Raw genomic sequence first — 22,527 nt, 5'->3', positions numbered from 1 at the left:
CTGCGATCTTTTGATCTTGAAAAAGCAATATCAAAAGATCGCAGCCTTCGGCAGCTCCTGCGGGATGTGTGATTGATCAATGCATCTCGGTAAAAGCCAGCTTCACGCCAATCGCAATCAGCACCGCGCCCATGGTCCGGTCGAACCAGTGCCCCATGCGCGCAAACCCGGCGCGTACGCGCTGCTGGCTGAACAACATCGCCACCAGGCAGAACCAGGTTGCCGTCGCCACCGCCAGGTAAACCCCGTAACCGGCCTGTACGGCCAGTGGTGTTTGCGGGTTGATCACCACGGTGAACAGTGAGAGGAAGAACAGCGTGGCCTTCGGATTGAGACCGTTAGTGACGAAACCTGAGGTGAAGGCACCACGGGCCGTGCGCTCGCCGGCTTCCTTGTGCAGATCGTCCGCCACAGGCTTGGCCGGTTGCGCGCGCAGTGCCTTGTAACCGATGTACAGCAGGTAAGCGGCGGCGGCCCATTTCAAGGCATTGAACAGCACGATCGACTGGGACACGATCAGGCCGATACCCAACAACGAATAACCCACGTGCAGGAAAATCGCCGTCCCCACACCCAGCGCGGTCCAGGTGCCCGCGCGGCGACCGTGGGTAACACTCTCACGCACCACCACGGCAAAGTCCGGGCCGGGGCTGGCCACGGCCAGCAGGTGAATCAGGGCAACGGTCAAGAACTCTGTCCAGTACATGGGGGGCTCCTTCAGGCCAAGCGTAACTATTTATTCCATCTGGTAGGCTCGGCAGATTACGCCTTCAGTTCAATGCACAAAAGGTACAGTTGATGACGAACACTCGCCGCGCCGTTTTCCTCGACCATCCGTCCCTGGACCTCGGCGACCTTGACCTCAACCCGCTGCGCAATTGTTTCAGTGATTTGCAGCTGTTCGCCCAGACCTTGCCCGATCAAGTCATCGAACACCTCAAGGGCGCCACCGTCGCCATCAGCAACAAAATTGTCATCGATGCCGCCGCCATGGCCGCCAGCCCTGATCTCAAGCTGATCCTGATCACCGCCACCGGCACCAACAATGTCGACCTCGCCGCCGCCCGCGCCCATGGGATTACCGTGTGCAACTGCCAGGGCTACGGTACGCCATCGGTGGCGCAGCACACGATCATGCTGCTGCTCAACCTGGCCACACGCCTGGCCGATTATCAAAAAGCCGTCGGCGAAGGCCGCTGGCAGCAGGCCAAACAGTTCTGTTTGCTGGATTACCCGATTGTCGAACTCGAAGGCAAAACCCTTGGACTGCTGGGCTACGGCGAATTGGGCGGCGCGGTCGCACGGCTGGCCGAAGCCTTCGGCATGCGCGTTCTGCCGGGGCAAATTCCCGGACGCCCCGCCCGGCCGGACCGCTTGCCGCTGGATGAACTGTTGCCACAGGTCGACGCCCTGACCCTGCACTGCCCACTCAACGAACATACCCGCCACTTCATCGGTGCCCGTGAACTGGCCTCGATGAAGCCCGGTGCATTTGTGGTCAACACCGCACGCGGTGGTCTGATCGACGAACAGGCACTGGCCGACGCCCTGCGCAACGGGCATCTGGGCGGCGCCGCCACGGACGTGCTGAGCGTCGAGCCACCCATTAATGGCAATCCGCTGCTGGCCCACGATATTCCGCGCCTGATCGTCACCCCGCACAACGCCTGGGGCAGCCGCGAAGCGCGCCAGCGAATCGTTGGTCAAGTGACCGAAAATGCACAGGGATACTTCAGCGGTAAGGCGCTGCGGGTCGTCAGTTGATAAACTGCGGCACTTTTTTTCACGGGAGCAGTTATGGATCCGCGCAGTGAAGTACTGCTTCGTCAGACCGAGTTATTCCAGGGTTCGGTGTTGTTGGCCGGTTTGCCTGCCGACGACTTGCTGGGCCGTCTGCCCGACGCTCACGGCTGGTGCTGGCACGCCGGCGATCAGGCCGTGCTGGACGCCCGTTTCGCCGAGCGCAGCCATTTTGGCGTGAATGCGCCCGAGCGTGCGTTCGATACCGCCGTGGTGTTTCTGCCCAAGGCCAAGGACCTGACCGACTACATCCTCAACGCCCTCGCCTCGCGGCTGGCCGGCCGTGAGCTGTATCTGGTCGGCGAGAAAAAAAGCGGCATCGAAGGTGCCGCCAAACAACTCAATCCGTTCGGCAAGCCACGCAAACTCGATAGCGCGCGGCACTGCCAGCTCTGGCTGGTCACCGTAGCCAACGCGCCTGAAGCCAAACCGCTGGAAAGCCTGGCGCAGACGTACGAACTGCCACTGGCCGAAGGCCCGCTGAAGGTCATCAGCCTGCCGGGGGTGTTCAGCCATGGTCGCCTGGATCGCGGCAGCGCGCTGCTGCTGGAACACCTGGACAAACTGCCGAGCGGTCACCTGCTGGACTTCGGCTGCGGTGCAGGGGTCTTGGGCGCGGCGGTGAAACGTCGTTACCCGCACAACCAGGTCACTTTGCTGGATGTGGATGCCTTTGCCGCTGCCAGCAGTCGTCTGACCCTGGCGGCCAATGGTCTGGAAGCCGAGGTGATTACCGGTGACGGTATCGACGCCGCGCCCATGGGGTTGAGTGCGATCCTGAGCAATCCGCCGTTCCATGTCGGGGTGCACACCGACTATTTCGCAACGGAGAACTTGCTGCGAAAAGCGGCCAAACATCTGAAAAACGGTGGCGAACTTCGCTTGGTTGCGAACAGCTTCCTGAAGTATCAACCGCTGATCGAAGAGCATCTGGGTGTATGTGCGATCAAGGCCGAAGGACAGGGTTTCCGAATCTACCGGGCCAAACGCGGATAGTAATTTGTACTTGCCGAATGGATTTTGCCTAGGCAGAATCCGCTCCGTCCTAGGGGAGTAGTCTCCCACGAGCGCCACGCTCGTCCGGCATGCGTCAACATACTTGGTCAAAAGACCATGGCGCATGCGACCCAAGCATCCACATCAGATGGATCGCAGGGTTTGACAAGACCTATGACACGAACACCTTACCCGGGGCGGGAAGGCTGTACGTGTCATAGCCGTGTCGACCCGCCCCTTAGGAAAACCCCTGATGCTGGATTCACTACTCGTACCTACCGCAATCGTTGCCTTGGCCGAAATCGGCGACAAGACGCAACTGCTCGCGCTCATTCTCGCTGCCCGCTTCCGCAAGCCCTGGCCGATCATCGCCGGTATCGTCGCCGCGACCCTGGCCAACCACGCTGCAGCCGGTGCGATAGGCGCCTGGGTCGGCAGTTTCTTCTCGGATACGATGCTGCACTGGATCCTCGCCGCGAGCTTCGCCGCGACTGCCTTGTGGACCCTGGTGCCGGACAAGATGGATGACGACGAAGCCAGCACCGCCCGCAAGTTCGGGCCATTCCTGACCACGCTGATCGCGTTCTTCCTGGCGGAAATCGGCGACAAGACGCAGATCGCGACCGTGATGCTGGCTGCACAATATCCGGAGTTGTGGCTGGTGATCATCGGCACCACCCTCGGCATGTTGATTGCCAACGTGCCCGTGGTACTGGCCGGTAACTTTGCCGCGGACAAGTTGCCATTGACCCTGATCCGTCGACTGGCGGCATCGGCGTTCTTCGTCCTGGCGATTGTCGCGGTGTACAAGGCGATGCAGAGCAGCGGGTGGGTTTGACCCGGGTACTGAAATCAATCGGTGGCGAGGGGGCAAGCCCCCTCGCCACATTTTCAGCACATGACTATCAGGACTTCTTGGCTTGCTCGTAAAGCGGCATGACCTTCGGAATCGCCGCCTGCAACGCCGCAATACGACTCGACGACGCCGGGTGAGTGCTCATGAACTCCGGTGGCGCACCTTCCGAAACCTTGCTCATTTTGTTCCACAGGGTGATCGCGGCATTCGGGTTGTAGCCGGCGCGGGCCGCCAGTTCCAGGCCAATCAGGTCTGCTTCGTTTTCATTGGCGCGACTGTTGGGCAAGGTCATGCCGTAGTTGGCCACGGTATCGGCCAGGGCCATCGTGTCCTGCCCCACCCCCAATAAGGTACCGGCGCCCTGCTTGGCCATTTCGATGCCGTAAGCCTTGGACATCGCTTCACGACCGTGCTCACGCAGGGCGTGGGCGATTTCATGGCCCATGATCGCGGCGATTTCATCGTCGGTCAGTTTCAGTCTGTCGATCAGGCCGGTGTAAAAGATGATCTTGCCACCAGGGCCGCAGTTGGCGTTGAGCTCATCGCTCTTGATCAGGTTGACTTCCCACTTCCACTGAGCCGCGTCCGGACGAAACGTCGGCGCCTGGGCAATCAGCCGGTCGGCAATCGCCTGAACCCGCTGGGCTTCATTGCTGGTCTTGTCCAGCACACCTTTGGTGGACGCTTCGCCCACTGTCTTCTGATAGGACTGGGCGTACATCTGGTCGACCTCTTGCGAGGACAACATGCTGAACATGTACTGCTTGCGCTCAACGCCCACGGCACCGCCGCTGGTGGTATTGACCGACTGACAACCGGTGAGCAGCAGCGCTGCGCCCAGTGCACTGACAACCAAAATCTTGTTCATCAAAAAATTCCCTGAAAACATGCCGCGTATCCTAGGCGTGGAAATGTAACGATGCTAGATACAACGGACGTAAGACGCACAATTCGGACAAAGCTCTCATCACCGTAGAAAAAATTCACATACGGCGAAAACCCGCAGCCGATCACGTCGCGCATTGATTCAATTACGACATCCGACACGTAAGAACAGTCCTTTCAACTGCCGCGCTCATACCCACCCAAGCAGATCGCCGAGATCGACCAGGTGGCCAATGAAGTGGCCGGCGGTGCGGATGAGTCGAGCGCGGCCAGTGCGGATTTGACCAGGCTGACCGAGCAGCAGCGGCGGTTGATCAATCAGTTCAGGGTTTAAGAGCAAGATCAACCCGGAGTGAGACACTCCGGCCCATTGAGTTTCGGGTCATTCACCATGTTGGCCAGGACCCGTTCGCGCAATGCGGCAGGTTCACTGGCCAGCAAGGCTTGCAAAGCATGCAATGGCGTCTCGGGGTCCAGCCACGCAGCCTGCCCCGCCTCATCCAGAATCAACGGCCGCCGCTGGCTTGCCGCCGGCTGGGTAATCACGGCGGTACTCAGCCAAACCTGCTCTTGCACCGGATACGCCTCCCAGATCGCCGCAAAGAACAATGACGAGCCCTCCCCCGGTGTCAGCCAGTACGGGCGCTTGCGCGTCGTGCCGCGCCATTCGTAGAAACCGTTGGCCGGCAACAGGCAGCGGCGCTCGCGCAGGGCCTGGCGAAACATTGGCTGTTCGGCGACGGTTTCGGCGCGGGCGTGGGCCGGGGTGCGGGACAGATCGGTCAGCCAGGGCGGCGTCAAGCCCCAGCGGGCGCGGGCCAGCGTGCGCTGGCCGTCAGGCCCGGCCCGCAGCATCAACACCGAATCATTGGGGGAAATGTTCCACTGCGCCTGCTGGTCGGCGGGAAAACCGGGCAGCGCCGCGAAGGCGGGATTCCAGCGAAACAGGGCATAACGTCCACACATGGGGCAACACGGCTCTTGATCAAACGAACGCCAGCCTAACAGACCAGCGTGCCGGGAAAGCTCTCCGGTTCATCGCCGGACAGCGGCAGCGCGGCATTGTACGCGGTGATCAGCTCCCGGGCGTATGCAGCCTGATCGTTCTCGACCGACAGCCCGAGCAAGCCATAGATCGGCAACTCCCCGCTGCCCCCGAGCAAATCCCGGCCCACCAGATGCGCCTCGATGCCCTCGCTGGCGAGCATGCCTTGCAGCAACTCGCCTTCCATCAGGTTCTCCGGATCGTAGATGCGCTGCATACATGCCCCTCAGTCGTTTTCACTGAACACTTCGAGATGCCATTCCTCTTCATGAACCTGCAATACGAAGGTTATCGGCCGGCAGCACACCTGACAGTCTTCAATATAGGTCTGATCGCCACCGGACAAATCCAGCGTCGTCTCGACTTCCTCACCACAATACGGACATTCATATTGCGCAGTTTCCAGCATCGCGGTCTCCCAGGTGACTTGTGCGTATAATCGCCGGTCTATTTGCAGGGCTATTTTTATCTGGCTGCTTTTTTAGACCGTGCCCCGCCGGTTTTTCGATCAAAACCTTTACTTACCCTAGCCGTTTCCAACAAGAGAGCATGATGGGCGAATTCGATGCCATCCGACCTTACGACGACAGTGAAGTCCCGGCAGTGCTGGCACGGCTGCTCGGCGACAAGGCGTTTCTAGATATCCTCACCCACTTCCGCTTCCCGCGTTTCGCCGGCGCTTTAGGCTGGGCACTCAAACCTCTTATAGCCCATCGGTTGCGCCGTGAATTTGCCGGCATTACCTCCGTGGCCACGTTACAGGACAAAGTCGAGGTTTACGTCGACCACACCATCGAGCGCGCCACCGACGGTGTCACTTATACCGGGGTGGAGCAATTCAAGTCCGGCAATGCCTACCTGTTTATCGCCAACCACCGCGATATCGTGATGGATCCGGCCTTCGTCAACTATGCCGTATACCACGCCGGCCTGCCGACCCCGCGCATCGCCATTGGCGACAACCTGTTGCAAAAGCCTTTCGTCAGCGACCTGATGCGCCTGAACAAGAGCTTCATCGTGCACCGCTCGATCAGCGGACGCCGGGAGAAAATGGCGGCCTATCAATTGCTGTCGGCGTACATCAACCATTCGATCCGCAACGATTGCGCCTCGATCTGGATTGCCCAGGCCGAGGGCCGCGCCAAGGACGGTGACGACCGTACCGAATCGGCGATCCTCAAGATGTTCCACATGAGCCGCAAGGACGAGCCCTTCGGCGAGGTCATCCAGTCGCTGAACCTGACCCCGGTGTCGATCAGCTACGAATACGACCCCTGCGATCAGGCCAAAGCCCGCGAGCTTTACATCCGCGCCACCAGCGGAAGCTACACCAAGGTGCCAGGCGAGGATGACGTGAGCATCGCCAAGGGCATCACCGGCTACAAGGGTCGGGTGCACGTGAACTTTGCCGCGCCGATCAGCGAACGGTTCGAAGACACCAAGCAGTTGGCGGTCGAGATGGACAGGCAAATCCTCAGCGGCTATCGCTTGTTCCCGGTGCACTACCTGGCTTATGCGCAGTGGAAGGATGCCGATCCGCAGTTGCAGGTGCCAAAAGCCGCCGAAGTGTTCCCTGCCGAGGAACTGGTCAAGGCCCGGGAGGAATGGCAACGCCGCCTGGACGTCTGCCCTGAAGAGCATCGTCCGTTCCTGGTGCTGCAATATGCAACGCCGGTGCGCAATCAGTACCGGGTGAAGGCCGGGTTGCCGCTGTAAGCGGCTTCGACTGGATACGAGAACGGCGCCTTCGGGCGCCGTTCTTTTTAGATCAAGATCAAGAGATCGCAGCCTTCGGCAGCTCCTACACAGGATTGATGTACACCTGTAGGAGCTGCCGAAGGCTGCGATCTTTTACTTTGAAAAGGCTCAGACCTGAGTGCTGATCCAGGAAACCAGCAGCGCCATCCCCATGCAGGCAAAACCGAAGATGTAGAAAAACCGGTTCTTGCGCAAGGTCGCCCAGTCCAGCGTGGGCTCTACGTTGGGGCTGCTCTGGCGCTGTGACTGAAGGCTGGCCATCGCGCGCATTTCACGACGACGGGTGGCGTGCAGCAGCCAGCCGCCCGGGAAGGCAAAGAGCAAGGCCAGCAGATTGATCAATTTGGCGGGATGGGCGGTAAACAGCGTCATCAAGTGCAGCGACATCACAAACCTCAAGTCAAACAGGTGGCAGGTGCCGGACCGGCGACCGCGGCGCGGATTCTACCGAAAGCCTGCGCGCCTGCCCTCTGTTTCCGACAAATAACAATGCAATTGATCAATGGCTGTCCTGCGTCACGGCTTCGTCATCTGTATCGGCGACCATGCGCGCCTCGAAACCGACAGGGACCACGTCATGCTCCACGCCGAAAACCAGGATCGTCTTTACCTCATCAGCCCCAGCGACGAACAGCAAGCCCTCGTCGGCAGCCTCGCTTTCAACGTTCAGGACCGCCATTGGCTGGTGTATTGCGCCCTGGGCGGGCATCAACATGCGGATTTGCCGGAGATGGATTTGCTGACGGGTGTCAGTGTGCTGGATTTTTACTCACAAGCGGCTTGACGATATCTTTCTGTAGGAGCTGCCGCAGGCTGCGATCTTTTGATTTTGATCTTCGGCGGCTCCAAGCCTTAAAAAACAAGATCAAAAGATCGCAGCCTGCGGCAGCTCCTACATGGCTCGCATTACTCGCCGAGAATCTGACCCACGGTCGGGTCCTTGAACAGGCGGGTCAATGCATCGCTCAGCACATCGCTGACCAGCTTGGTGTTGGTTTCCTGGTTCGGCGCCATACCGAAGCGCTGGTCCAGGGACGAACCATAACGGCCGCTGTAGCGACGATTGGCGTTCTGTACATCGGAGCGGAACGTCGCGCCGATGGTAGCTTCGGTCACGTACATGCCTTCCTTGGGCGACTGGTACTTCAACTCTGCCAGGGTCACGGTCAGTTGCGGTGCATTCATGGCATTGTTCGTCGGGGTAAAGCCCAACAGACGCACGGCAGCTTCAGCCTGGGCCTGCAGCTTCGGCAGGATCTGCGCGCCCTGCACGGTGATCGCACTGGTCTCCGGGTACAGGCCACCACGGGTGCCCAGCGTCGGCGACGGACGACCGTCCACTACGCGCACCACGACAGGCTGGCCATGGCCGACAGGGGCCAACTGGGCAGTCAGCTTGGGTTCCGGGTTCAGTTGTTGCGGGCTGTGGGCGCAGCCAACCAGGGTCAAACTGGTCACAGTGATCAAACCGAACAACAGGCGTTGCAACATGCTCTTCTCTCCAGAATCAGGCACAAACAGGCCGGCAGTATAGCGGTGCGCCACTGCGGGGAACCAGCACCTCACAGCGTTTGATGAAATCTCTGACAGCCCCTGGGGAATGCGGTTCCTGTCACACAGGTGTCACTACTCATACACTTGCACGTAATGACCTGAAGGCAATCTTATCGGCAGTCACCCACACGGTACTTCACCATGCGCCATCTGATCTCTCTGTTCGCCCCACGTCCACTGCATCGCTGCTTCGCCCTGCTCGACCGCAATGGCCACTGCCAGGCCTTCAAGCAGTGCAGCCTCCAGCCCATGGGCGATGGCTGGGTTGAAATCGAAGAAGTCCGTCTGAACTGGCTGAATCAGCCGCTGCCGGCCGGCGCCCGCGTCGTTTCGCAACAGCAACAGCCACGCTCACGTGCGCAGCATCTGATGACGACCTGACCAAACACCTAATAAAAGTCATTAAACACGACCATTTCCCTGCGTTTCTTAGATACAATCTCCCCCCGATTATAAGGACGTCTCCTGATCGGGCCTCGCAGCATCGTCAATGCGCTTGTATTGACACCCCGCACCGCCCACAGAGAGCCGCCCACACAGATCGAGTGAAGCTGGCGCGCTTGCTGTTTTGTTGAGCAAAACCTCCACTTTTCGCGAATCTGCAGAGCTGTCATTACGCTCGGTCACTGAGCTGTCTGCCCGTTTTGCCTGCCTTGTATCCCATGGCGGCAATTTCATCCGGGCACGGTGCCAGGCTGGGACAGCCCTTTTTGAGGTTCACGTCTTCAAAAGAGCGTGAAAAAAACGGGTTTTCACAACTTCACAAGAGTGTGGCGAGCAAATGAATAGTTTTGCGTCTGAACATGCACCATTAGCGTCTACAACAGCCCAACGACACAGGACCGAGTACTCCTCGAACACCGGAGCCTGAAGCCTGTCCGCTACGGATTTGGTTGCACAAACGGATGTATCGACCATAAGTCGAATTGCCTCCCGCGCGCTGAAATGAGTTCATATGGCTCATAGGCCCGGCAGGTAGCGTCCGTCGAAGTTGCGATAAATTGCGAAGATTCGGACATGGCGATCCTGCCATGGGTACCTGGGGCAACACTGACACGCCCCGTCACTCCTGGCAGCCATGCCGACAATTTGGTGCTGCAGATTTTGGAGACGCGTTAAATGGCGCATAACGAAGCAGTCGACGTAGTACTGGTTGGGGCCGGCATCATGAGTGCCACCCTGGCGGTACTGCTCAAAGAGCTCGACCCCGCGATCAAGCTGGAAGTCGTCGAGCTGATGGATTCCGGTGCCGCGGAGAGTTCCAACCCGTGGAACAACGCCGGTACCGGCCACGCCGGGCTGTGTGAGCTCAACTACACGCCGCAGGCCGCCGATGGCACCGTCGACATCAAGAAAGCCGTGCACATCAACACCCAGTTCGAGGTGTCGAAGCAGTTCTGGTCGTATTTGACCAGGAAAGGCACGTTCGGCTCGTGCAAATCGTTCATCAGCCCGGTGCCACACCTGAGCTTCGTGCAGGGCGACAGCGGCGTGTCCTTCCTCAAGGAACGCTTCAAGGTGCTGAGCAAGCACCACGCCTTCGCGGACATGGAATACACCGAAGACAAGGCCAGGATGGCCGAGTGGATGCCGCTGATGATGCCTGGCCGCGATCCTGGCGAAACCCTCGCTGCGACCCGCGTGATCAATGGCACCGACGTCAACTTCGGCGCCCTGACCAACCAGTTGCTCAAGCACCTGACCAGCGCACCCGATGCCCAGGTCAAGTACTGCAAGCGCGTGACCGGCCTCAAGCGCAGCAACGGCGGCTGGACCGTCAGCATCAAGGACGTCAACAGCGGCAACACCCGTGAAGTCGATGCAAAATTCGTCTTCCTCGGCGCGGGCGGTGCGGCGCTGCCGCTGCTGCAAGCCTCTGGTATCGAAGAGAGCAAAGGCTTCGGCGGCTTCCCGATCAGCGGCCAGTGGCTGCGTTGCGACAACCCGGAAGTGGTCAAGCACCACCAGGCCAAGGTCTACAGCCAGGCTGCCGTGGGTTCGCCGCCAATGTCCGTGCCGCACCTGGACACCCGCGTGGTCGAAGGCAAGAAGTCCCTGCTGTTCGGACCATACGCCGGCTTTACCACCAAGTTCCTCAAGCACGGTTCCTTCATGGACCTGCCGATGTCGGTTCGTGCCGGCAACATCGGCCCGATGCTGTCCGTTGCGAAAAACAACATGGACCTGACCAAGTACCTGGTCAGCGAAGTGATGCAGTCGATGGAGCAGCGCCTGGAATCCCTGCGTCGCTTCTACCCGCAAGCGAAAGCCGAAGACTGGCGCCTGGAAGTGGCCGGCCAACGGGTGCAAATCATCAAGAAAGACCCGAAAAAAGGCGGCATCCTGCAATTCGGTACCGAACTGGTCGCGGCCAAGGACGGTTCCCTGGCGGCACTGCTCGGCGCTTCGCCAGGTGCCTCGGTAACCGTTTCGATCATGCTTGAGCTGATCGAAAAATGCTTCCCGGGCAAAGCCAAGGGCGAATGGGCCACCAAACTGGCCGAAATCTTCCCGGCCCGGGAAAAGGTTCTGGAAACCGACGCTGCGCTGTATCGCAAGATCAATGCGCACAACAACGTCGCGCTGGAACTGGTTGAAGCCAGTAACGAGACCGAAAGCTACGCTTGATTCGGCCGCATGAAAAACGCCCCGTCCTCATTGAGGGCGGGGCGTTTTTTTGTGCCGTTAAAAGATCTTAACCGCGAGCCTTGTTGATCAGCTCGATGTACTCGGCGGCATTGCGCTGATCCTTGATCAGGGCAACGAAGTCATTGCCGTGCTCATCCTTGCCATTCACGTCGTAACCCGCTTCGACGAAGAACGTCAGGAAACGCTCGAAATCGTCGATGCGCAGGCCACGGTAGGCCTTGACCAGTTTGTGCAGGGACGGAGAAGTCGCGTCGACCGGTTCGAAATCGAGGAACAACTTGATCTGCTCATCGCCGATCTCGTCACCAATCACTTGTTTTTTATCTTTACGCATTGCCGACTCCAGCTCGCAGACATTACACGGGGCGGGCAGTTTACCCCTGCGCAGGCACAAGGCTCAACGCGGACGAGTGCTGCCGGTGTGCAGATCGGCCCAGACATGGCCATTGGCGTAGCTGAGAAACTGACAATACACCGTGTCATTGCGCAGCAAATCGATCACCACGCGGTATTGAGCGAGCGGGTAATAGAGGGTCAGGGTTTTGCTCTTATCGTCGTAGACCGGCTTCTTCAGGCTTTTGCTTTCACCATCGAAGTTGACCAGCACCTGACTGATGGTGGCGCCCTTGTTCAGGGATTTACCCTTGAGACGAATCATTAAAGGCGACGTGACCGGAATCGGCTGTTGATTGGACTGACGCTGGGCACCGACCACCACCGAATAATCGGTGACTTGCATCAGTTGCTGCTGTTCGGGATCGGCATCGCGCAGAGTGAGATCGTCCGGCGGCAGAAATTGACTGTGCATGGGCGCAGGTGCGGCAGCCAAAGGCAGGCTGAGGGTCAGCAACAAGGCGGCGCAGCAGCGGATCGAACGGCTCATGACAAGCTCCGGAGGGCGAGGCCGGGCACTTTATCACGCCCCTGTAGGAGCGAGCTTGCTCCGGGCGGCGTTCCGACGATGAACTTGAAGGCGACGCATGCTTCCAGACAGCACGCGTTATCGCTCACGCCCATCGCGAGCAAGCTCGCTCCTACAGAAGGCATGTATCAATCGAACTGCGCGCGCATCCAGGCCTGATACTCGGCCACACCAGGTTCGCCTTCACGCGGCGCCCAGTGAGCCAGCTCACCTTCGCCGACCGGACGATAGGGACCCGCCTTGCACTCGAACATCAGGCTGTCGGCTTCGAGCACCACCAGGCCATGGAACACGCCCGTAGGCAGGTCCACGCCGACACAGTCACCGCCAGCCTGCAGAACCGTCTTGCTCAGCACCGCACCGGTCTCATCGAAGATCAACACACCCAGCCGGCCCTTGAGGACCAACAGGGTTTCGGCCTTGTTGTCGCCCAAATGCCGGTGAGGCGGGATATACGTGGACGGCTGCAGCCCCACCGCCATGCGATGGCATGCGTCTTCCATCTGATGGAAGTTGTGATGCTGACGCCCACGAGGATTGGCCGCGGCTTTCCCGGCCAGCTCGGCGAACAAGGTCTGATCCAGAAAGCGAGGCGTATCCATGTCTTACATTCCTTTAACGGCAAAAATCCCGTTGGCGTTACGCCAGTAGCCTTTGTAGTCCATGCCGTAACCGAAGATGTAGCGGTCGATGCACGGCAGACCGACGAAATCGGCCTTGAGGTCCGGACGGGCCTTGCGGTCGTGGTCTTTGTCGATCAGCACGGCGGTGTGCACTTTACGTGCGCCAGCGTGTTTGCAGAAGTCGATGATCGCGCCCAGGGTGTGACCTTCGTCGAGGATGTCGTCGATGATCAGCACATCACGGTCGATGAAGGACACTTCCGGCTTGGCTTTCCAGAACAGGTCGCCGCCGCTGGTTTCGTTGCGATAGCGGGTGGCGTGCAGGTAGGACGCTTCCAGCGGGAAGTGCAGATAGGTCAGCAGCTTGCCGGAGAAAATCAGCCCGCCGTTCATCACGCAGAACACCACCGGATTGCTGTCCGCCAGTTGATCGTTGATTTGTGCACCGACGCGGGCGATGGCCGCCTCGACTTCAGCTTCGGTGTACAGGCAGTCAGCCTCTCGCATGATTTGACGGATATGCTCGAGATCAGCGGACATGGCGCTCTCCAGGGGGTTTGAGGGGAGGGACGGATTCGGAAAAGCGGGCAAAGGTACGCATCAAGCGAGGCCAGATCAAGCCTTTGTGGACTAACGTACTGTATGTCTATAGGACAACACCCTCGGATAGATTAATCTAGACCGGTTTTTTTGCCCGCCGCCGGAGCCTTTCCCCATGCCCATTCATGAGATCCGCCACCCGCTGATCCGTCATAAACTTGGCCTTATGCGCCGCGCAGACATCAGCACGAAGAATTTCCGTGAGCTCGCTCAGGAAGTCGGCGCCCTGCTGACCTATGAAGCTACCAAAGACCTACCGCTGGAATCCTACGATATCGAAGGCTGGTGCGGCACCGTATCGGTCGAGAAAATCGCCGGCAAGAAAATCACCGTGGTGCCAATCCTGCGCGCCGGCATCGGCATGCTCGAAGGCGTACTCAGCCTGATCCCAGGCGCCAAAGTCAGCGCCGTCGGCGTGGCCCGTAACGAGGAAACCCTCGAAGCCCACACCTATCTGGAAAAACTGGTACCGGAAATCGACGAACGCCTGGCCATGATCATCGACCCGATGCTCGCCACCGGCGGCTCGATGGTAGCCACCATCGACCTGCTGAAAAAAGCCGGCTGCAAGGACATCCGCGCCATGGTGCTGGTCGCCGCGCCAGAAGGCATCGCCGCCGTAGAGAAAGCTCACCCGGACGTGATCATCTACACCGCCTCCATTGATCAAAAACTGAACGAGCACGGCTACATCATCCCAGGGCTTGGCGATGCCGGTGACAAGATCTTCGGCACCAAGCAGAAGGACGCGTGAGCATGCAGCAAGAGTTCAACGATCCGCTCTGGCGCACGGTGCTATCCGGCGCACAGATGCTGTTCGTGGCCTTCGGTGCCCTGGTGTTGATGCCGCTGATCACCGGCCTTGACCCGAACGTGGCGCTGTTCACGGCCGGCCTGGGGACGATCCTGTTCCAGATCGTCACCGGGCGTCAGGTGCCGGTGTTCCTGGCATCGAGCTTTGCCTTCATCACCCCGATCATTCTCGCCAAGGGCCAGTTCGGCCTCGCCGCGACCATGGGCGGTGTGATGGCGGCGGGTTTCGTCTACACATTCCTCGGCCTCGCGGTGAAGATCAAAGGCACCGGTTTCATTGATCGCCTGCTGCCGCCGGTAGTGATCGGACCGGTGATCATCTCGATCGGCCTGGCCATGGCGCCGATTGCCGCCAACATGGCCATGGGCAAGGCCGGCGACGGCAGTGAATTGATTCATTACCAGACGGCGATGATGATCTCGATGCCCGCACTGCTGACCACGCTGATCGTCGCGGTTTTCGGCAAGGGCATCTTCCGCCTGGTTCCGATCATCTCCGGCGTGCTGGTCGGTTTTGCGATGGCGTTCTACTTCGGCGTGGTCGATACCGCGAAGATTGCAGCGGCACCCTGGTTCGCCATCCCGAACTTCACCGCGCCGGAATTCAACTGGCAGGCGATCCTGTTCATCGTTCCGGTAGCCCTGGCTCCGGCCATCGAACACATCGGCGGCGTGATTGCCGTGGGTAGCGTGACCGGTCGCGATTACCTGAAGAAACCTGGCCTGCACCGCACCCTGCTCGGCGACGGCATTGCCACCACGGCGGCCGGTCTGTTCGGCGGCCCGCCCAACACCACCTACGCCGAAGTGACCGGCGCAGTCATGCTGACCAAGAACTACAACCCGAAAATCATGACCTGGGCGGCGATCTTCGCCATCAGCCTGGCGTTCATCGGCAAGTTCGGTGCACTGCTGCAAAGCATTCCGGTACCGGTGATGGGCGGGATTCTCTGCCTGTTGTTCGGTTCGATCGCGGCGGTGGGGATGAACACGCTGATCCGCCACAAGATCGATCTGGCCGAGGCACGCAATCTGGTGATTGTTTCGGTGACCCTGGTGTTCGGGATCGGCGGCGTGCTGATCGGCACCGGCACCGGGCCGGACGATTTCGGCCTTAAAGGCATTGCGCTGTGCGCAGTGGTGGCGATTGGCTTGAACCTGATTCTGCCGGGCAATGACAGCTGGAAGCACAAGAAGGCGCAGGAGCCGCTGATCTAAAGCCTCACGCAACACCCTGTGGCGAGGGAGCTTGCTCCCGCTGGGTTGCGAAGCGACCCCATTTTTTTGCAGTCAATGCAAATGTTGTGACCGCTACGCGCTCAAGCGGGAGCAAGCTCCCTCGCCACAAATTGTGTTCCTACAGCACCAACGGCGCACGCTCGCACAACGCACTCAACGCCCGCGCCCAATGCGGGTCATCGTTGAGGCACGGCACCAGCACCAGGTCCTCCCCTCCCGCTGCGCGGAATTGCTCCTTGCCGCGATCACCGATCTCTTCCAGTGTCTCGATGCAATCGGCAACGAACGCCGGGCACATCACCAGAATCTTTTTCACGCCGCTTTTGGCCAACTCATCGAGACGCGCTTCGGTGTAGGGTTCGATCCATTTGGCCCGCCCCAGACGCGACTGGAACGACACCGACCACTTGCCCTCCGGCAGCCCCAAACGCTTGGCGACCTCTGCCGCCGTGCGCAGGCATTGGCCGCGATAACAGGTGGCGACCACCTCCGGCGGCGCCCCGGCGCAGCAATCACCACCACCCTCGAAGCTGTGACCGGGGTTGAGCTTCTTCAGATGCCGTTCCGGCAGGCCGTGAAAGCTCATCAGCAAATGATCGAAATCCTGCTCCAGATAGGACCGGGTCGTGGCCACCAGCGCATCGAGGTATTCCGGTTGGTCGTAGAACGGTTGCAGCACCGAAAGCTGTACGTCGAGGTTTTTCTCGCGCACCACGCGTTTGGCTTCCTCGATGACCGTGGTGGTGGTGCTGTCGGCGAACTGTGGATATAGCGGTGCCAGCGTGATTCGCTTGTGCCCCGCCCCAGCCATGCGAACCAGTGTCGATTCGATCGAAGGCTCGCCGTAACGCATGGCCAGTTCGACCGGGCCGTGGTGCCACTGGGTGGTCATGGCTTGTTGCAAACGACGGCTGAGCACCACCAGCGGTGAGCCCTCGTCCCACCAGATCGAGGCATAAGCATGGGCCGACTGCTCGGGCCGCTTGATCAGGATCAGCGATACCAGCAAGCGTCGAACCGGCCATGGCAGGTCGATCACGTACGGGTCCATCAGAAATTGGTTGAGGTAGCTGCGCACATCCGCCACCGAGGTGGAGGCAGGTGAGCCCAGGTTGACCAGAAGCAACGCGTGATCGGTCATGCAACGTCCTATTTCAAAGGCGACTGGACAGATCGTCCAGAGCCGCGCGCAAATCCATGAACTTAAAAGTGAAACCAGCCTGCAACAAACGCACCGGGGTGGCGCGCTGGCCGCCCAGCAACAGCAAGGACAACTCGCCTAGCCCCACCTTCAATGCGAAGGCCGGCATCGGCATGAACGCCGGGCGATGCAGCACGTCGCCCAACGCCTTGGCAAACTCGCGGTTGCGCACCGGTTTGGGCGCGCACGCATTATAGGGACCGCTGGCCTCGTTGCGATGCAGAAGAAAATCAATGAGGGCGATTTGATCGTCGACATGAATCCACGGCATCCACTGCCGGCCGTTGCCGATCGGCCCTCCCAGCCCCAGTTTGAACGGCAGTAACAGCCGCGACAAAAAGCCACCCTCCGCCGACAGCACCAACCCGGTACGGATGTGAATGACGCGAATGCCCATCGCTTCGGCCCGCTGTGCAGTCTCCTCCCAGGCGATGCATAACTGGCTGGCGAAGTCTTCACTGATCGGCCCCGAATTCTCGGTCAGTTCACGCTCGCCGCCGTTGCCATACCAGCCGACAGCCGAACCGGAAATCAGGACCTGGGGTTTCTGCTCGCGACTTTCGAGCCACGCCAGCAGGGTTTCGGTGAGCGTGATGCGACTGCTCCACAACAAGGCTTTTCGCTTGTGCGTCCAGGGTCGGTCGGCAATCGGCGCTCCGGCCAGATTGACGATTGCATCCACCGGCTCCTGCCCCAGATCCTCCAGCCGGGCAATTCCACGCACTTGGGCACCACATATTTTCGCGACTTTTTCAGGCTGACGACTCCAGACTGTCAGGCGATATCCCTGAGCCGACCAGTGCCGGCAAAGCTGACGTCCTATCAAACCAGTACCGCCGGTCAGCAATATGTGCATGACTTCTTCCTCGCGTGGCGTTTTACCCTGTCCATTAGTCTATTTTTATAAGCAGGGATCTTTGGTATCGAGCAGGCTCTATGTTTAACAATAGGCCAAGCTGTCAGAACAAGAACGCTAAAAGTTATACCAAAAAACAATATTGTACAGGTTTGAACCCCGGCGTAGTCTGTACAGAAAGGTAAACGAGGCACCTATGACTGTACCTATCGCAATCATTGGCACCGGCATTGCCGGACTCTCCGCCGCCCAGGCTCTGACTGACCTCGGGCATGTGGTTCAATTATTCGATAAAAGCCGCGGTAGTGGCGGGCGCATGTCGAGCAAGCGCAGCGATGCGGGGGCGCTGGACATGGGCGCGCAATATTTCACCGCCCGTGACCGGCGCTTTGTCACCGAAGTCCAGCGCTGGCAAGCCGAGGGTTGGGTCGCCGAGTGGACGCCGCAGCTGTACACCTATCATGGCGGCCAGCTTAACCTGTCGCCGGACGAGCAGACCCGTTGGGTCGGCACGCCGCATATGAGTGCCATCACCCGCGCCCTGCTCGGTGACCTTGAAGTGCATTTCGCCTGCCGTATCACCGAGGTCTATCGCGGTGAAGAGCACTGGCACCTGCAGGACGCCGAGGGCTTCACCCACGGACCGTTCAGCCACGTGGTCATCGCCACGCCGGCCCCACAGGCCACGGCTCTGCTGGCAACAGCGCCGAAACTCGCGGGTGCCGCTGCCGGGGTGAAAATGGACCCGACCTGGGCCATCGCCCTGGCCTTCGAAACACCGCTGGAAACGCCCATGGAAGGCTGCTTCGTCCAGGACAGCCCACTCGACTGGCTGGCCCGCAACCGCAGCAAACCCGGGCGCGACAACACCCTCGACACCTGGGTGCTGCACGCCACCAGCGCCTGGAGTCGCCAGCACATTGACCTGCCCAAGGAAGCCGTGATCGAACAACTGCATGGCGCCTTCGCCGAACTGCTGCACGATTCCATGCCCGCACCGACCTTCAGCCTCGCCCACCGCTGGCTCTACGCCCGCCCCGCCAACAGTCACGAATGGGGCACCCTGGCCGATGCCGACCTGGGGCTGTACGCCTGTGGCGACTGGTGCCTGTCCGGGCGCGTCGAAGGGGCCTGGCTCAGCGGTCAGGAAGCCGCGCGCCGTTTGCATGCGCACCTCCAATGAACCGTAGGAGCTGCCGAACGCGGCCCGAGCCTTCGGCAGCTCCTACAGGGGCATTGCACCACCAAAAACCTGTACATAAAATTTGACTTGTACAACTTCGAATCTATGATGAAGTTATCTTGTACAGACTCGACCGTCTGCACAGCGTCAGATTCGAGGTACTCCGATGCCCCACGTCCTCGCCAAACCGAAAATCGCCATCAGCGTCCACGAAGACCTCGGCGATGACTTAAAAAAGGCGTTGGACGAAGGCTGGCTGCCGATCCGTGAAGTGGCGCGGCAAACCGGGGTCAATGCCGTGACCTTGCGCGCCTGGGAGCGGCGCTACGGTCTGATCGTTCCGCTGCGCACACCCAAGGGGCATCGGTTGTTCTCGGCCGACCATATACAGCGTATCAAGGCCATCCTCACCTGGCTCGATCGTGGCGTTGCCGTCAGCCAGGTCAAGCCATTGCTCGACACGCCGCCAGCCTTCAGCGAGTCCGTCGACAACGATTGGCACATCCTGCTGCAAACGTTGCTGCAGGCGGTCAGCCGATTGCAGGAACGTGCCCTGGATGACAGCGTCAATCAGGCGATGGCGCTGTATCCGCCGCGAACCCTGTGCGAGCAATTGCTGATGCCCTTGCTGTCCGCTCTGGAGCAACGCTGGCAAGGCCAGTTCGGGGCGCAGATGGAGCGGGGCTTTTTTTGTGCCTGGCTGCGCAGCAAGTTCGGTGCGCGCATCTACCACAACAATCGTCAGTTGCGCACTGCGCCGCTACTGCTGGTCAACCACTCGGACCTGCCCATGGAGCCGCACCTTTGGCTGACAGCCTGGATGATCAGCAGCGCGGATTGCCCGGTGGAGGTCTTCGATTGGCCGCTGCCTGTCGGAGAACTGGCATTGGCGGTCGAACTTCTACAACCCCGCGGGGTTCTGCTGTACTCAAGCAAAGCCCAGAATCCGGCGCAGTTGCTGAAACTTTTCAAAGGCATCAGTTGCCCAAAAATGATTGCCGGACCAACGGTATGCATCCACCACACCGAGTTGTCCGTCAGTACTGCCCAGATCGCTGATTTGTACCTGGCCGAAGACCCGCTGTCGGCACATCAGGCACTCGTTCAGCGCGGGCTGATTTAAATGGATCGAGTGGACACCCGCATGCAATTGATCTGGCTGCGCAGCGACTTGCGCCTGCATGACAACACCGCCCTCTCGGCTGCCGCGGCTCGCGGCCCGTGCGTGGCGGTGTTTCTGCTGAGCCCGGGACAATGGCTGGAACACGACGATGCGCCCTGCAAAGTGGACTTCTGGCTGCGTAACCTGCGCGAGTTGAGCCGCGAACTGGGTCAACTGAACATTCCCCTGCTGGTCCGCCTGGCACCTCGCTGGAATGACGCACCCAGTGTATTGCTGAACCTGTGCCGACAGTTGCAGATCGACGCTGTGTACCTCAACGAAGAGTATGGCATCCACGAATCCCGGCGCGATGCAGCCGTCACCCAGACGCTAAAGGACGAAGGCATCGAAGTTCGCCGCTACCTCGATCAGTTGCTGTTCAAGCCCGGGAGCGTGCTGACCCGCACCGGCACTTACTTTCAGGTCTTCAGCCAGTTCCGCAAAGTCTGCTACGAACGACTGCACCACTCGCTGCCCAGCCTGGTCTGCGCGCCGCACAAACAAGCGTCGCTGAACATTGCCAGCGATGCGATCCCCGCGAGTGTCGACGGCTTCGCAACGCCCGATGAGAACCTGCGCGACCTGTGGCCGGCGGGCGAAACCGAAGCCCGGCATCGCCTCGACAGCTTTAGCGATGTGCAGATCGAGCGCTATCGAAGCGAACGGGATTTCCCGGCGAAGCCCGGCACCAGTCAGCTCTCGGCCTATCTGGTCGCCGGGGTGATTTCTGTGCGCCAATGCCTGCACGCGGCCTTGAACAGCAATCAAGGTGAATTCGAAAGTGGCAAGACTGGCGCCGTCACCTGGATCAACGAACTGCTGTGGCGCGAGTTCTACAAACACATCCTGGTGGGCTACCCTCGGGTTTCCCGACACCGCGCGTTTCGTCCGCAAACCGAAGCATTGGCCTGGCGCAACGCACCCGAAGAACTGGCCGCCTGGCAACAGGCGCGTACCGGTTTGCCGATTATCGACGCCGCCATGCGCCAACTGCTGGCAACCGGCTGGATGCACAACCGCCTGCGCATGGTGGTGGCGATGTTCCTGACCAAGAACCTGCTGATCGACTGGCGCGAAGGCGAACGCTTTTTCATGCGTCACCTGATCGATGGCGACCTGGCGGCGAACAATGGTGGCTGGCAGTGGAGTTCGTCCACCGGCACCGATTCGGCACCTTACTTCCGGATTTTCAACCCGCTGAGCCAGTCGGAAAAATTCGACCCCGAAGGCGTGTTCATCAAGCAATGGCTGCCGGAACTGGCCGGATTGAATAAAAAAGACGTGCACAACCCTGCCAATCTCGGCGGTCTTTTCGGTATTGTGGATTACCCCTCACCGATCATCGACCTGAGTGCTTCCCGTACACGTGCGTTGACGGCATTCAAAAACCTGCCCTCGCGGCAATACGCCGCCGTTGGGTCATGAATTACCGCCACCGGGATGACTTTGATGCCGGGGCTTTGCTTTATGAACATTTACCCGTATTGGGCCGGGCAATTGCCTGGCTGAAAAGGAGATTGGGATGAGTCGGACACTCGCACGACGATACTGGCTGACGGGTGCAAGCAGCGGCATCGGTGCCGCCCTGGCCGAAGAAATCCTCAAAACCGGTGCGCACCTGGCCGTCAGTTCGCGCACCGTGGCACCACTGAAAAACTTATCGCTACGTTACCCGGGGCAAGTGCTGGTGCTTGCCGGAGACCTGACCAACAGCCAGACCGTGCGCGAGATCGGCGAGCAGATTGCCGAGGACTGGGGCTCGCTGGACACCGTGATACTCAATGCCGGCACCTGCGAGTACGTGGACGCCAAGCAGTTCGATGCGTCGATTGTCGAGCATGTGGTGCGCACTAACCTGCTGGCCAGCAGCTATTGCATCGATGCCGCCCTGCCATTGCTGCGGGCCGGCATCGCACCGCATATGGTAGCCATGGCCAGTACGGTGACTTACCTGCCGTTGCCCAGGGCAGAAGCCTACGGCACCTCAAGGGCCGGGCTGCGTTATCTGTTCGAATCCCTGCGCATCGACCTGGCCCCGGAAGGTATAGAGCTCACAGTGATCAGCCCCGGGTTTGTCGAAACGCCGCTGACCGCGAAAAACGACTTCTCCATACCCTTGAGCTGGCCGGTGGAGAAAGCCGCACGGTACATCTTCGAAAAACTCAAGGACCGCCCGCTGGAAATCGCTTTCCCGGCAGCGTTCATGGCCACCCTCTGGCCGCTCGCCAAACTGCCGGACCGAGTGAAACTGGAGATCGGCAAACCCATGGTGCGCAACCAGCCACCGAGCAAGGATCAACCGTGAAAAGCGCCATCATCGGCAGCGGTATCGCGGACGTTCCGATACTTGAGCGTCCGTCCGACCTTTCACACAGCACCCGGCGA

At 59.9% G+C, this 22,527-nt stretch carries 26 protein-coding genes, 2 pseudogenes and 1 riboswitch; of the genes and pseudogenes, 15 read left to right on the top strand and 13 right to left on the bottom strand.

Translation table 11 applies throughout. The features are described from left to right. Nucleotides 1–76: 76 nt before the first annotated feature. Nucleotides 77–706 (bottom strand): LysE family translocator, encoded by a 630-nt coding sequence (locus KW849_RS00385; RefSeq protein WP_218426697.1) that lies wholly within the window; start codon nt 704–706, stop codon nt 77–79. Between the two features lie 92 nt (nt 707–798). Between KW849_RS00385 and KW849_RS00380 the strand changes: the two genes are divergently transcribed. The 3 genes from KW849_RS00380 (at nt 799) to KW849_RS00370 (ending at nt 3,634) form a co-directional block, all read left to right on the top strand. Then, a complete protein-coding gene (locus KW849_RS00380) occupies nt 799–1,764 on the top strand; it encodes a 2-hydroxyacid dehydrogenase (protein ID WP_218426695.1) in 966 nt (321 codons plus the stop codon). 33 nt (nt 1,765–1,797) lie between these two features. Beyond that, nucleotides 1,798–2,796: a class I SAM-dependent methyltransferase gene (locus KW849_RS00375; protein ID WP_218426693.1), complete on the top strand. Its 999-nt coding sequence runs from the start codon at nt 1,798–1,800 to the stop codon at nt 2,794–2,796. A gap of 40 nt (nt 2,797–2,836) precedes the next feature. Further along, nucleotides 2,837–2,959, top strand: a riboswitch (yybP-ykoY riboswitch). A 90-nt stretch (nt 2,960–3,049) separates the two neighbouring features. Then, nucleotides 3,050–3,634, top strand: a complete 585-nt coding sequence (locus KW849_RS00370; RefSeq protein ID WP_108214890.1) for a TMEM165/GDT1 family protein — start codon at nt 3,050–3,052, stop codon at nt 3,632–3,634. A 67-nt stretch (nt 3,635–3,701) separates the two neighbouring features. On the opposite strand, the gene KW849_RS00365 is transcribed toward KW849_RS00370, so the two are convergent. Further along, nucleotides 3,702–4,520, bottom strand: a complete 819-nt coding sequence (locus tag KW849_RS00365; protein ID WP_218426691.1) for a M48 family metallopeptidase — start codon at nt 4,518–4,520, stop codon at nt 3,702–3,704. Between the two features lie 228 nt (nt 4,521–4,748). On the opposite strand from KW849_RS00365, the pseudogene KW849_RS31200 reads away from it, so the two are divergent. Next, nucleotides 4,749–4,871, top strand: a pseudogene (locus tag KW849_RS31200) (hypothetical protein); the annotation flags it as partial. Nucleotides 4,872–4,879: 8 nt separating this feature from the next. Here KW849_RS31200 and KW849_RS00360 read toward each other — a convergent pair. The 3 genes from KW849_RS00360 to KW849_RS00350 are packed head-to-tail and all read right to left on the bottom strand — an operon-like array spanning nt 4,880 to nt 5,991. Continuing rightward, nucleotides 4,880–5,503 carry an SOS response-associated peptidase gene (locus tag KW849_RS00360; RefSeq protein ID WP_218426689.1) on the bottom strand — a complete coding sequence of 208 codons (624 nt, stop codon included), beginning with the start codon at nt 5,501–5,503 and terminating at the stop codon, nt 4,880–4,882. 35 nt (nt 5,504–5,538) lie between these two features. Further along, nucleotides 5,539–5,799, bottom strand: a complete 261-nt coding sequence (locus KW849_RS00355; protein ID WP_108214887.1) for a putative signal transducing protein — start codon at nt 5,797–5,799, stop codon at nt 5,539–5,541. 9 nt (nt 5,800–5,808) lie between these two features. Beyond that, nucleotides 5,809–5,991 carry a CPXCG motif-containing cysteine-rich protein gene (locus KW849_RS00350; protein ID WP_218426687.1) on the bottom strand — a complete coding sequence of 61 codons (183 nt, stop codon included), beginning with the start codon at nt 5,989–5,991 and terminating at the stop codon, nt 5,809–5,811. A gap of 140 nt (nt 5,992–6,131) precedes the next feature. On the opposite strand from KW849_RS00350, the gene KW849_RS00345 reads away from it, so the two are divergent. Beyond that, on the top strand, nt 6,132–7,298 hold the full coding sequence (locus tag KW849_RS00345; RefSeq protein ID WP_218426685.1) for a 1-acyl-sn-glycerol-3-phosphate acyltransferase: 1,167 nt from the start codon (nt 6,132–6,134) through the stop codon (nt 7,296–7,298). 150 nt (nt 7,299–7,448) lie between these two features. Here KW849_RS00345 and KW849_RS00340 read toward each other — a convergent pair whose 3' ends face one another. Beyond that, nucleotides 7,449–7,727 (bottom strand): hypothetical protein, encoded by a 279-nt coding sequence (locus tag KW849_RS00340; protein ID WP_108214884.1) that lies wholly within the window; start codon nt 7,725–7,727, stop codon nt 7,449–7,451. Nucleotides 7,728–7,917: 190 nt separating this feature from the next. On the opposite strand from KW849_RS00340, the gene KW849_RS00335 reads away from it, so the two are divergent. Further along, nucleotides 7,918–8,124, top strand: a complete 207-nt coding sequence (locus KW849_RS00335; RefSeq protein ID WP_218427844.1) for a hypothetical protein — start codon at nt 7,918–7,920, stop codon at nt 8,122–8,124. Nucleotides 8,125–8,246: 122 nt separating this feature from the next. Here the strand turns inward: KW849_RS00335 and KW849_RS00330 are convergent, their stop codons facing one another. Next, nucleotides 8,247–8,831 (bottom strand): YajG family lipoprotein, encoded by a 585-nt coding sequence (locus KW849_RS00330; RefSeq protein ID WP_108214883.1) that lies wholly within the window; start codon nt 8,829–8,831, stop codon nt 8,247–8,249. Between the two features lie 204 nt (nt 8,832–9,035). Between KW849_RS00330 and KW849_RS00325 the strand changes: the two genes are divergently transcribed. Both KW849_RS00325 and mqo read left to right on the top strand, forming a co-directional pair. Further along, nucleotides 9,036–9,275: a hypothetical protein gene (locus KW849_RS00325; RefSeq protein ID WP_108214882.1), complete on the top strand. Its 240-nt coding sequence runs from the start codon at nt 9,036–9,038 to the stop codon at nt 9,273–9,275. A gap of 738 nt (nt 9,276–10,013) precedes the next feature. Beyond that, complete coding sequence (gene mqo / locus KW849_RS00320) at nt 10,014–11,522, top strand: malate dehydrogenase (quinone) (protein WP_218426683.1); 1,509 nt, start codon at nt 10,014–10,016, stop codon at nt 11,520–11,522. Nucleotides 11,523–11,589: 67 nt separating this feature from the next. Here the strand turns inward: mqo and KW849_RS00315 are convergent, their stop codons facing one another. The 4 genes from KW849_RS00315 to KW849_RS00300 all read right to left on the bottom strand — a co-directional run bounded on the left by KW849_RS00315 (nt 11,590) and on the right by KW849_RS00300 (nt 13,628). Then, nucleotides 11,590–11,877, bottom strand: coding sequence for a PA4642 family protein (locus KW849_RS00315; RefSeq protein WP_218426680.1), 288 nt, complete (start codon nt 11,875–11,877; stop codon nt 11,590–11,592). A 63-nt stretch (nt 11,878–11,940) separates the two neighbouring features. Further along, nucleotides 11,941–12,426 carry a hypothetical protein gene (locus tag KW849_RS00310; RefSeq protein ID WP_108214879.1) on the bottom strand — a complete coding sequence of 162 codons (486 nt, stop codon included), beginning with the start codon at nt 12,424–12,426 and terminating at the stop codon, nt 11,941–11,943. Nucleotides 12,427–12,593: 167 nt separating this feature from the next. Beyond that, the gene (locus KW849_RS00305; protein ID WP_218426678.1) at nt 12,594–13,067 is read right to left on the bottom strand and encodes a WbuC family cupin fold metalloprotein; all 474 of its coding nucleotides are present in this window, start codon (nt 13,065–13,067) and stop codon (nt 12,594–12,596) included. A 3-nt stretch (nt 13,068–13,070) separates the two neighbouring features. After that, on the bottom strand, nt 13,071–13,628 hold the full coding sequence (locus KW849_RS00300; protein ID WP_008045996.1) for a hypoxanthine-guanine phosphoribosyltransferase: 558 nt from the start codon (nt 13,626–13,628) through the stop codon (nt 13,071–13,073). A gap of 175 nt (nt 13,629–13,803) precedes the next feature. Between KW849_RS00300 and upp the strand changes: the two genes are divergently transcribed. Both upp and KW849_RS00290 read left to right on the top strand, forming a co-directional pair. Beyond that, a complete protein-coding gene (gene upp / locus KW849_RS00295) occupies nt 13,804–14,442 on the top strand; it encodes a uracil phosphoribosyltransferase (RefSeq protein WP_108214877.1) in 639 nt (212 codons plus the stop codon). 2 nt (nt 14,443–14,444) lie between these two features. Continuing rightward, nucleotides 14,445–15,719 (top strand): uracil-xanthine permease family protein, encoded by a 1,275-nt coding sequence (locus tag KW849_RS00290; protein ID WP_218426676.1) that lies wholly within the window; start codon nt 14,445–14,447, stop codon nt 15,717–15,719. A gap of 139 nt (nt 15,720–15,858) precedes the next feature. On the opposite strand, the gene hemH is transcribed toward KW849_RS00290, so the two are convergent. Both hemH and KW849_RS00280 read right to left on the bottom strand, forming a co-directional pair. Beyond that, entirely contained in the window at nt 15,859–16,881 is a 1,023-nt protein-coding gene (hemH, locus tag KW849_RS00285; protein ID WP_218426674.1) for a ferrochelatase, read from the bottom strand. A 13-nt stretch (nt 16,882–16,894) separates the two neighbouring features. After that, the gene (locus tag KW849_RS00280) at nt 16,895–17,797 is read right to left on the bottom strand and encodes a TIGR01777 family oxidoreductase (RefSeq protein WP_218426672.1); all 903 of its coding nucleotides are present in this window, start codon (nt 17,795–17,797) and stop codon (nt 16,895–16,897) included. Nucleotides 17,798–17,993: 196 nt separating this feature from the next. Here KW849_RS00280 and KW849_RS00275 point away from each other — a divergent pair, with 196 nt between their 5' ends. The 5 genes and pseudogenes from KW849_RS00275 (at nt 17,994) to KW849_RS00255 (ending at nt 22,447) form a co-directional block, all read left to right on the top strand. Then, entirely contained in the window at nt 17,994–18,980 is a 987-nt protein-coding gene (locus KW849_RS00275) for an NAD(P)/FAD-dependent oxidoreductase (protein ID WP_218426669.1), read from the top strand. A gap of 166 nt (nt 18,981–19,146) precedes the next feature. After that, complete coding sequence (locus KW849_RS00270; RefSeq protein ID WP_218426667.1) at nt 19,147–20,103, top strand: MerR family transcriptional regulator; 957 nt, start codon at nt 19,147–19,149, stop codon at nt 20,101–20,103. Nucleotides 20,104–20,124: 21 nt separating this feature from the next. Continuing rightward, nucleotides 20,125–21,567, top strand: a complete 1,443-nt coding sequence (gene phrB, locus KW849_RS00265; RefSeq protein WP_218426665.1) for a deoxyribodipyrimidine photo-lyase — start codon at nt 20,125–20,127, stop codon at nt 21,565–21,567. 2 nt (nt 21,568–21,569) lie between these two features. Next, a pseudogene (locus KW849_RS00260) lies at nt 21,570–21,668 on the top strand (nuclear transport factor 2 family protein); the annotation flags it as partial. Beyond that, complete coding sequence (locus KW849_RS00255) at nt 21,665–22,447, top strand: SDR family oxidoreductase (protein WP_218426663.1); 783 nt, start codon at nt 21,665–21,667, stop codon at nt 22,445–22,447. The pseudogene KW849_RS00260 and the gene KW849_RS00255, both read left to right, overlap by 4 nt. The last annotated feature ends 80 nt before the right edge of the window (nt 22,448–22,527 follow it).

The organism is Pseudomonas sp. PDM26, from assembly GCF_019219185.1.
Taxonomy (GTDB): Bacteria; Pseudomonadota; Gammaproteobacteria; order Pseudomonadales; family Pseudomonadaceae; genus Aquipseudomonas.
Note: the sequence above shows the minus strand (reverse complement) of the source record. Positions and strands in the feature narration are given on the sequence as shown.

What these genes read in the sequence shown, in the direction of transcription:
- KW849_RS00345 (WP_218426685.1), top strand. Translation starts at nt 6,132, where the DNA reads ATGATGGGCGAATTCGATGCCATCCGACCTTACGACGACAGTGAAGTC.
- KW849_RS00370 (WP_108214890.1), top strand. Translation starts at nt 3,050, where the DNA reads ATGCTGGATTCACTACTCGTACCTACCGCAATCGTTGCCTTGGCCGAA.
- KW849_RS00270 (WP_218426667.1), top strand. Translation starts at nt 19,147, where the DNA reads ATGCCCCACGTCCTCGCCAAACCGAAAATCGCCATCAGCGTCCACGAA.
- KW849_RS00375 (WP_218426693.1), top strand. Translation starts at nt 1,798, where the DNA reads ATGGATCCGCGCAGTGAAGTACTGCTTCGTCAGACCGAGTTATTCCAG.
- mqo (WP_218426683.1), top strand. Translation starts at nt 10,014, where the DNA reads ATGGCGCATAACGAAGCAGTCGACGTAGTACTGGTTGGGGCCGGCATC.
- KW849_RS00355 (WP_108214887.1), bottom strand. Translation starts at nt 5,799, where the DNA reads ATGCAGCGCATCTACGATCCGGAGAACCTGATGGAAGGCGAGTTGCTG.
- upp (WP_108214877.1), top strand. Translation starts at nt 13,804, where the DNA reads ATGCCCATTCATGAGATCCGCCACCCGCTGATCCGTCATAAACTTGGC.
- KW849_RS00385 (WP_218426697.1), bottom strand. Translation starts at nt 706, where the DNA reads ATGTACTGGACAGAGTTCTTGACCGTTGCCCTGATTCACCTGCTGGCC.
- KW849_RS00290 (WP_218426676.1), top strand. Translation starts at nt 14,445, where the DNA reads ATGCAGCAAGAGTTCAACGATCCGCTCTGGCGCACGGTGCTATCCGGC.
- KW849_RS00360 (WP_218426689.1), bottom strand. Translation starts at nt 5,503, where the DNA reads ATGTGTGGACGTTATGCCCTGTTTCGCTGGAATCCCGCCTTCGCGGCG.
- KW849_RS00365 (WP_218426691.1), bottom strand. Translation starts at nt 4,520, where the DNA reads ATGAACAAGATTTTGGTTGTCAGTGCACTGGGCGCAGCGCTGCTGCTC.
- KW849_RS00325 (WP_108214882.1), top strand. Translation starts at nt 9,036, where the DNA reads ATGCGCCATCTGATCTCTCTGTTCGCCCCACGTCCACTGCATCGCTGC.
- KW849_RS00350 (WP_218426687.1), bottom strand. Translation starts at nt 5,991, where the DNA reads ATGCTGGAAACTGCGCAATATGAATGTCCGTATTGTGGTGAGGAAGTC.
- KW849_RS00335 (WP_218427844.1), top strand. Translation starts at nt 7,918, where the DNA reads ATGCTCCACGCCGAAAACCAGGATCGTCTTTACCTCATCAGCCCCAGC.
- KW849_RS00275 (WP_218426669.1), top strand. Translation starts at nt 17,994, where the DNA reads ATGACTGTACCTATCGCAATCATTGGCACCGGCATTGCCGGACTCTCC.
- KW849_RS00280 (WP_218426672.1), bottom strand. Translation starts at nt 17,797, where the DNA reads ATGCACATATTGCTGACCGGCGGTACTGGTTTGATAGGACGTCAGCTT.
- KW849_RS00330 (WP_108214883.1), bottom strand. Translation starts at nt 8,831, where the DNA reads ATGTTGCAACGCCTGTTGTTCGGTTTGATCACTGTGACCAGTTTGACC.
- KW849_RS00315 (WP_218426680.1), bottom strand. Translation starts at nt 11,877, where the DNA reads ATGCGTAAAGATAAAAAACAAGTGATTGGTGACGAGATCGGCGATGAG.
- hemH (WP_218426674.1), bottom strand. Translation starts at nt 16,881, where the DNA reads ATGACCGATCACGCGTTGCTTCTGGTCAACCTGGGCTCACCTGCCTCC.
- KW849_RS00305 (WP_218426678.1), bottom strand. Translation starts at nt 13,067, where the DNA reads ATGGATACGCCTCGCTTTCTGGATCAGACCTTGTTCGCCGAGCTGGCC.
- KW849_RS00340 (WP_108214884.1), bottom strand. Translation starts at nt 7,727, where the DNA reads ATGTCGCTGCACTTGATGACGCTGTTTACCGCCCATCCCGCCAAATTG.
- KW849_RS00300 (WP_008045996.1), bottom strand. Translation starts at nt 13,628, where the DNA reads ATGTCCGCTGATCTCGAGCATATCCGTCAAATCATGCGAGAGGCTGAC.
- KW849_RS00380 (WP_218426695.1), top strand. Translation starts at nt 799, where the DNA reads ATGACGAACACTCGCCGCGCCGTTTTCCTCGACCATCCGTCCCTGGAC.
- KW849_RS00255 (WP_218426663.1), top strand. Translation starts at nt 21,665, where the DNA reads ATGAGTCGGACACTCGCACGACGATACTGGCTGACGGGTGCAAGCAGC.
- KW849_RS00310 (WP_108214879.1), bottom strand. Translation starts at nt 12,426, where the DNA reads ATGAGCCGTTCGATCCGCTGCTGCGCCGCCTTGTTGCTGACCCTCAGC.
- phrB (WP_218426665.1), top strand. Translation starts at nt 20,125, where the DNA reads ATGCAATTGATCTGGCTGCGCAGCGACTTGCGCCTGCATGACAACACC.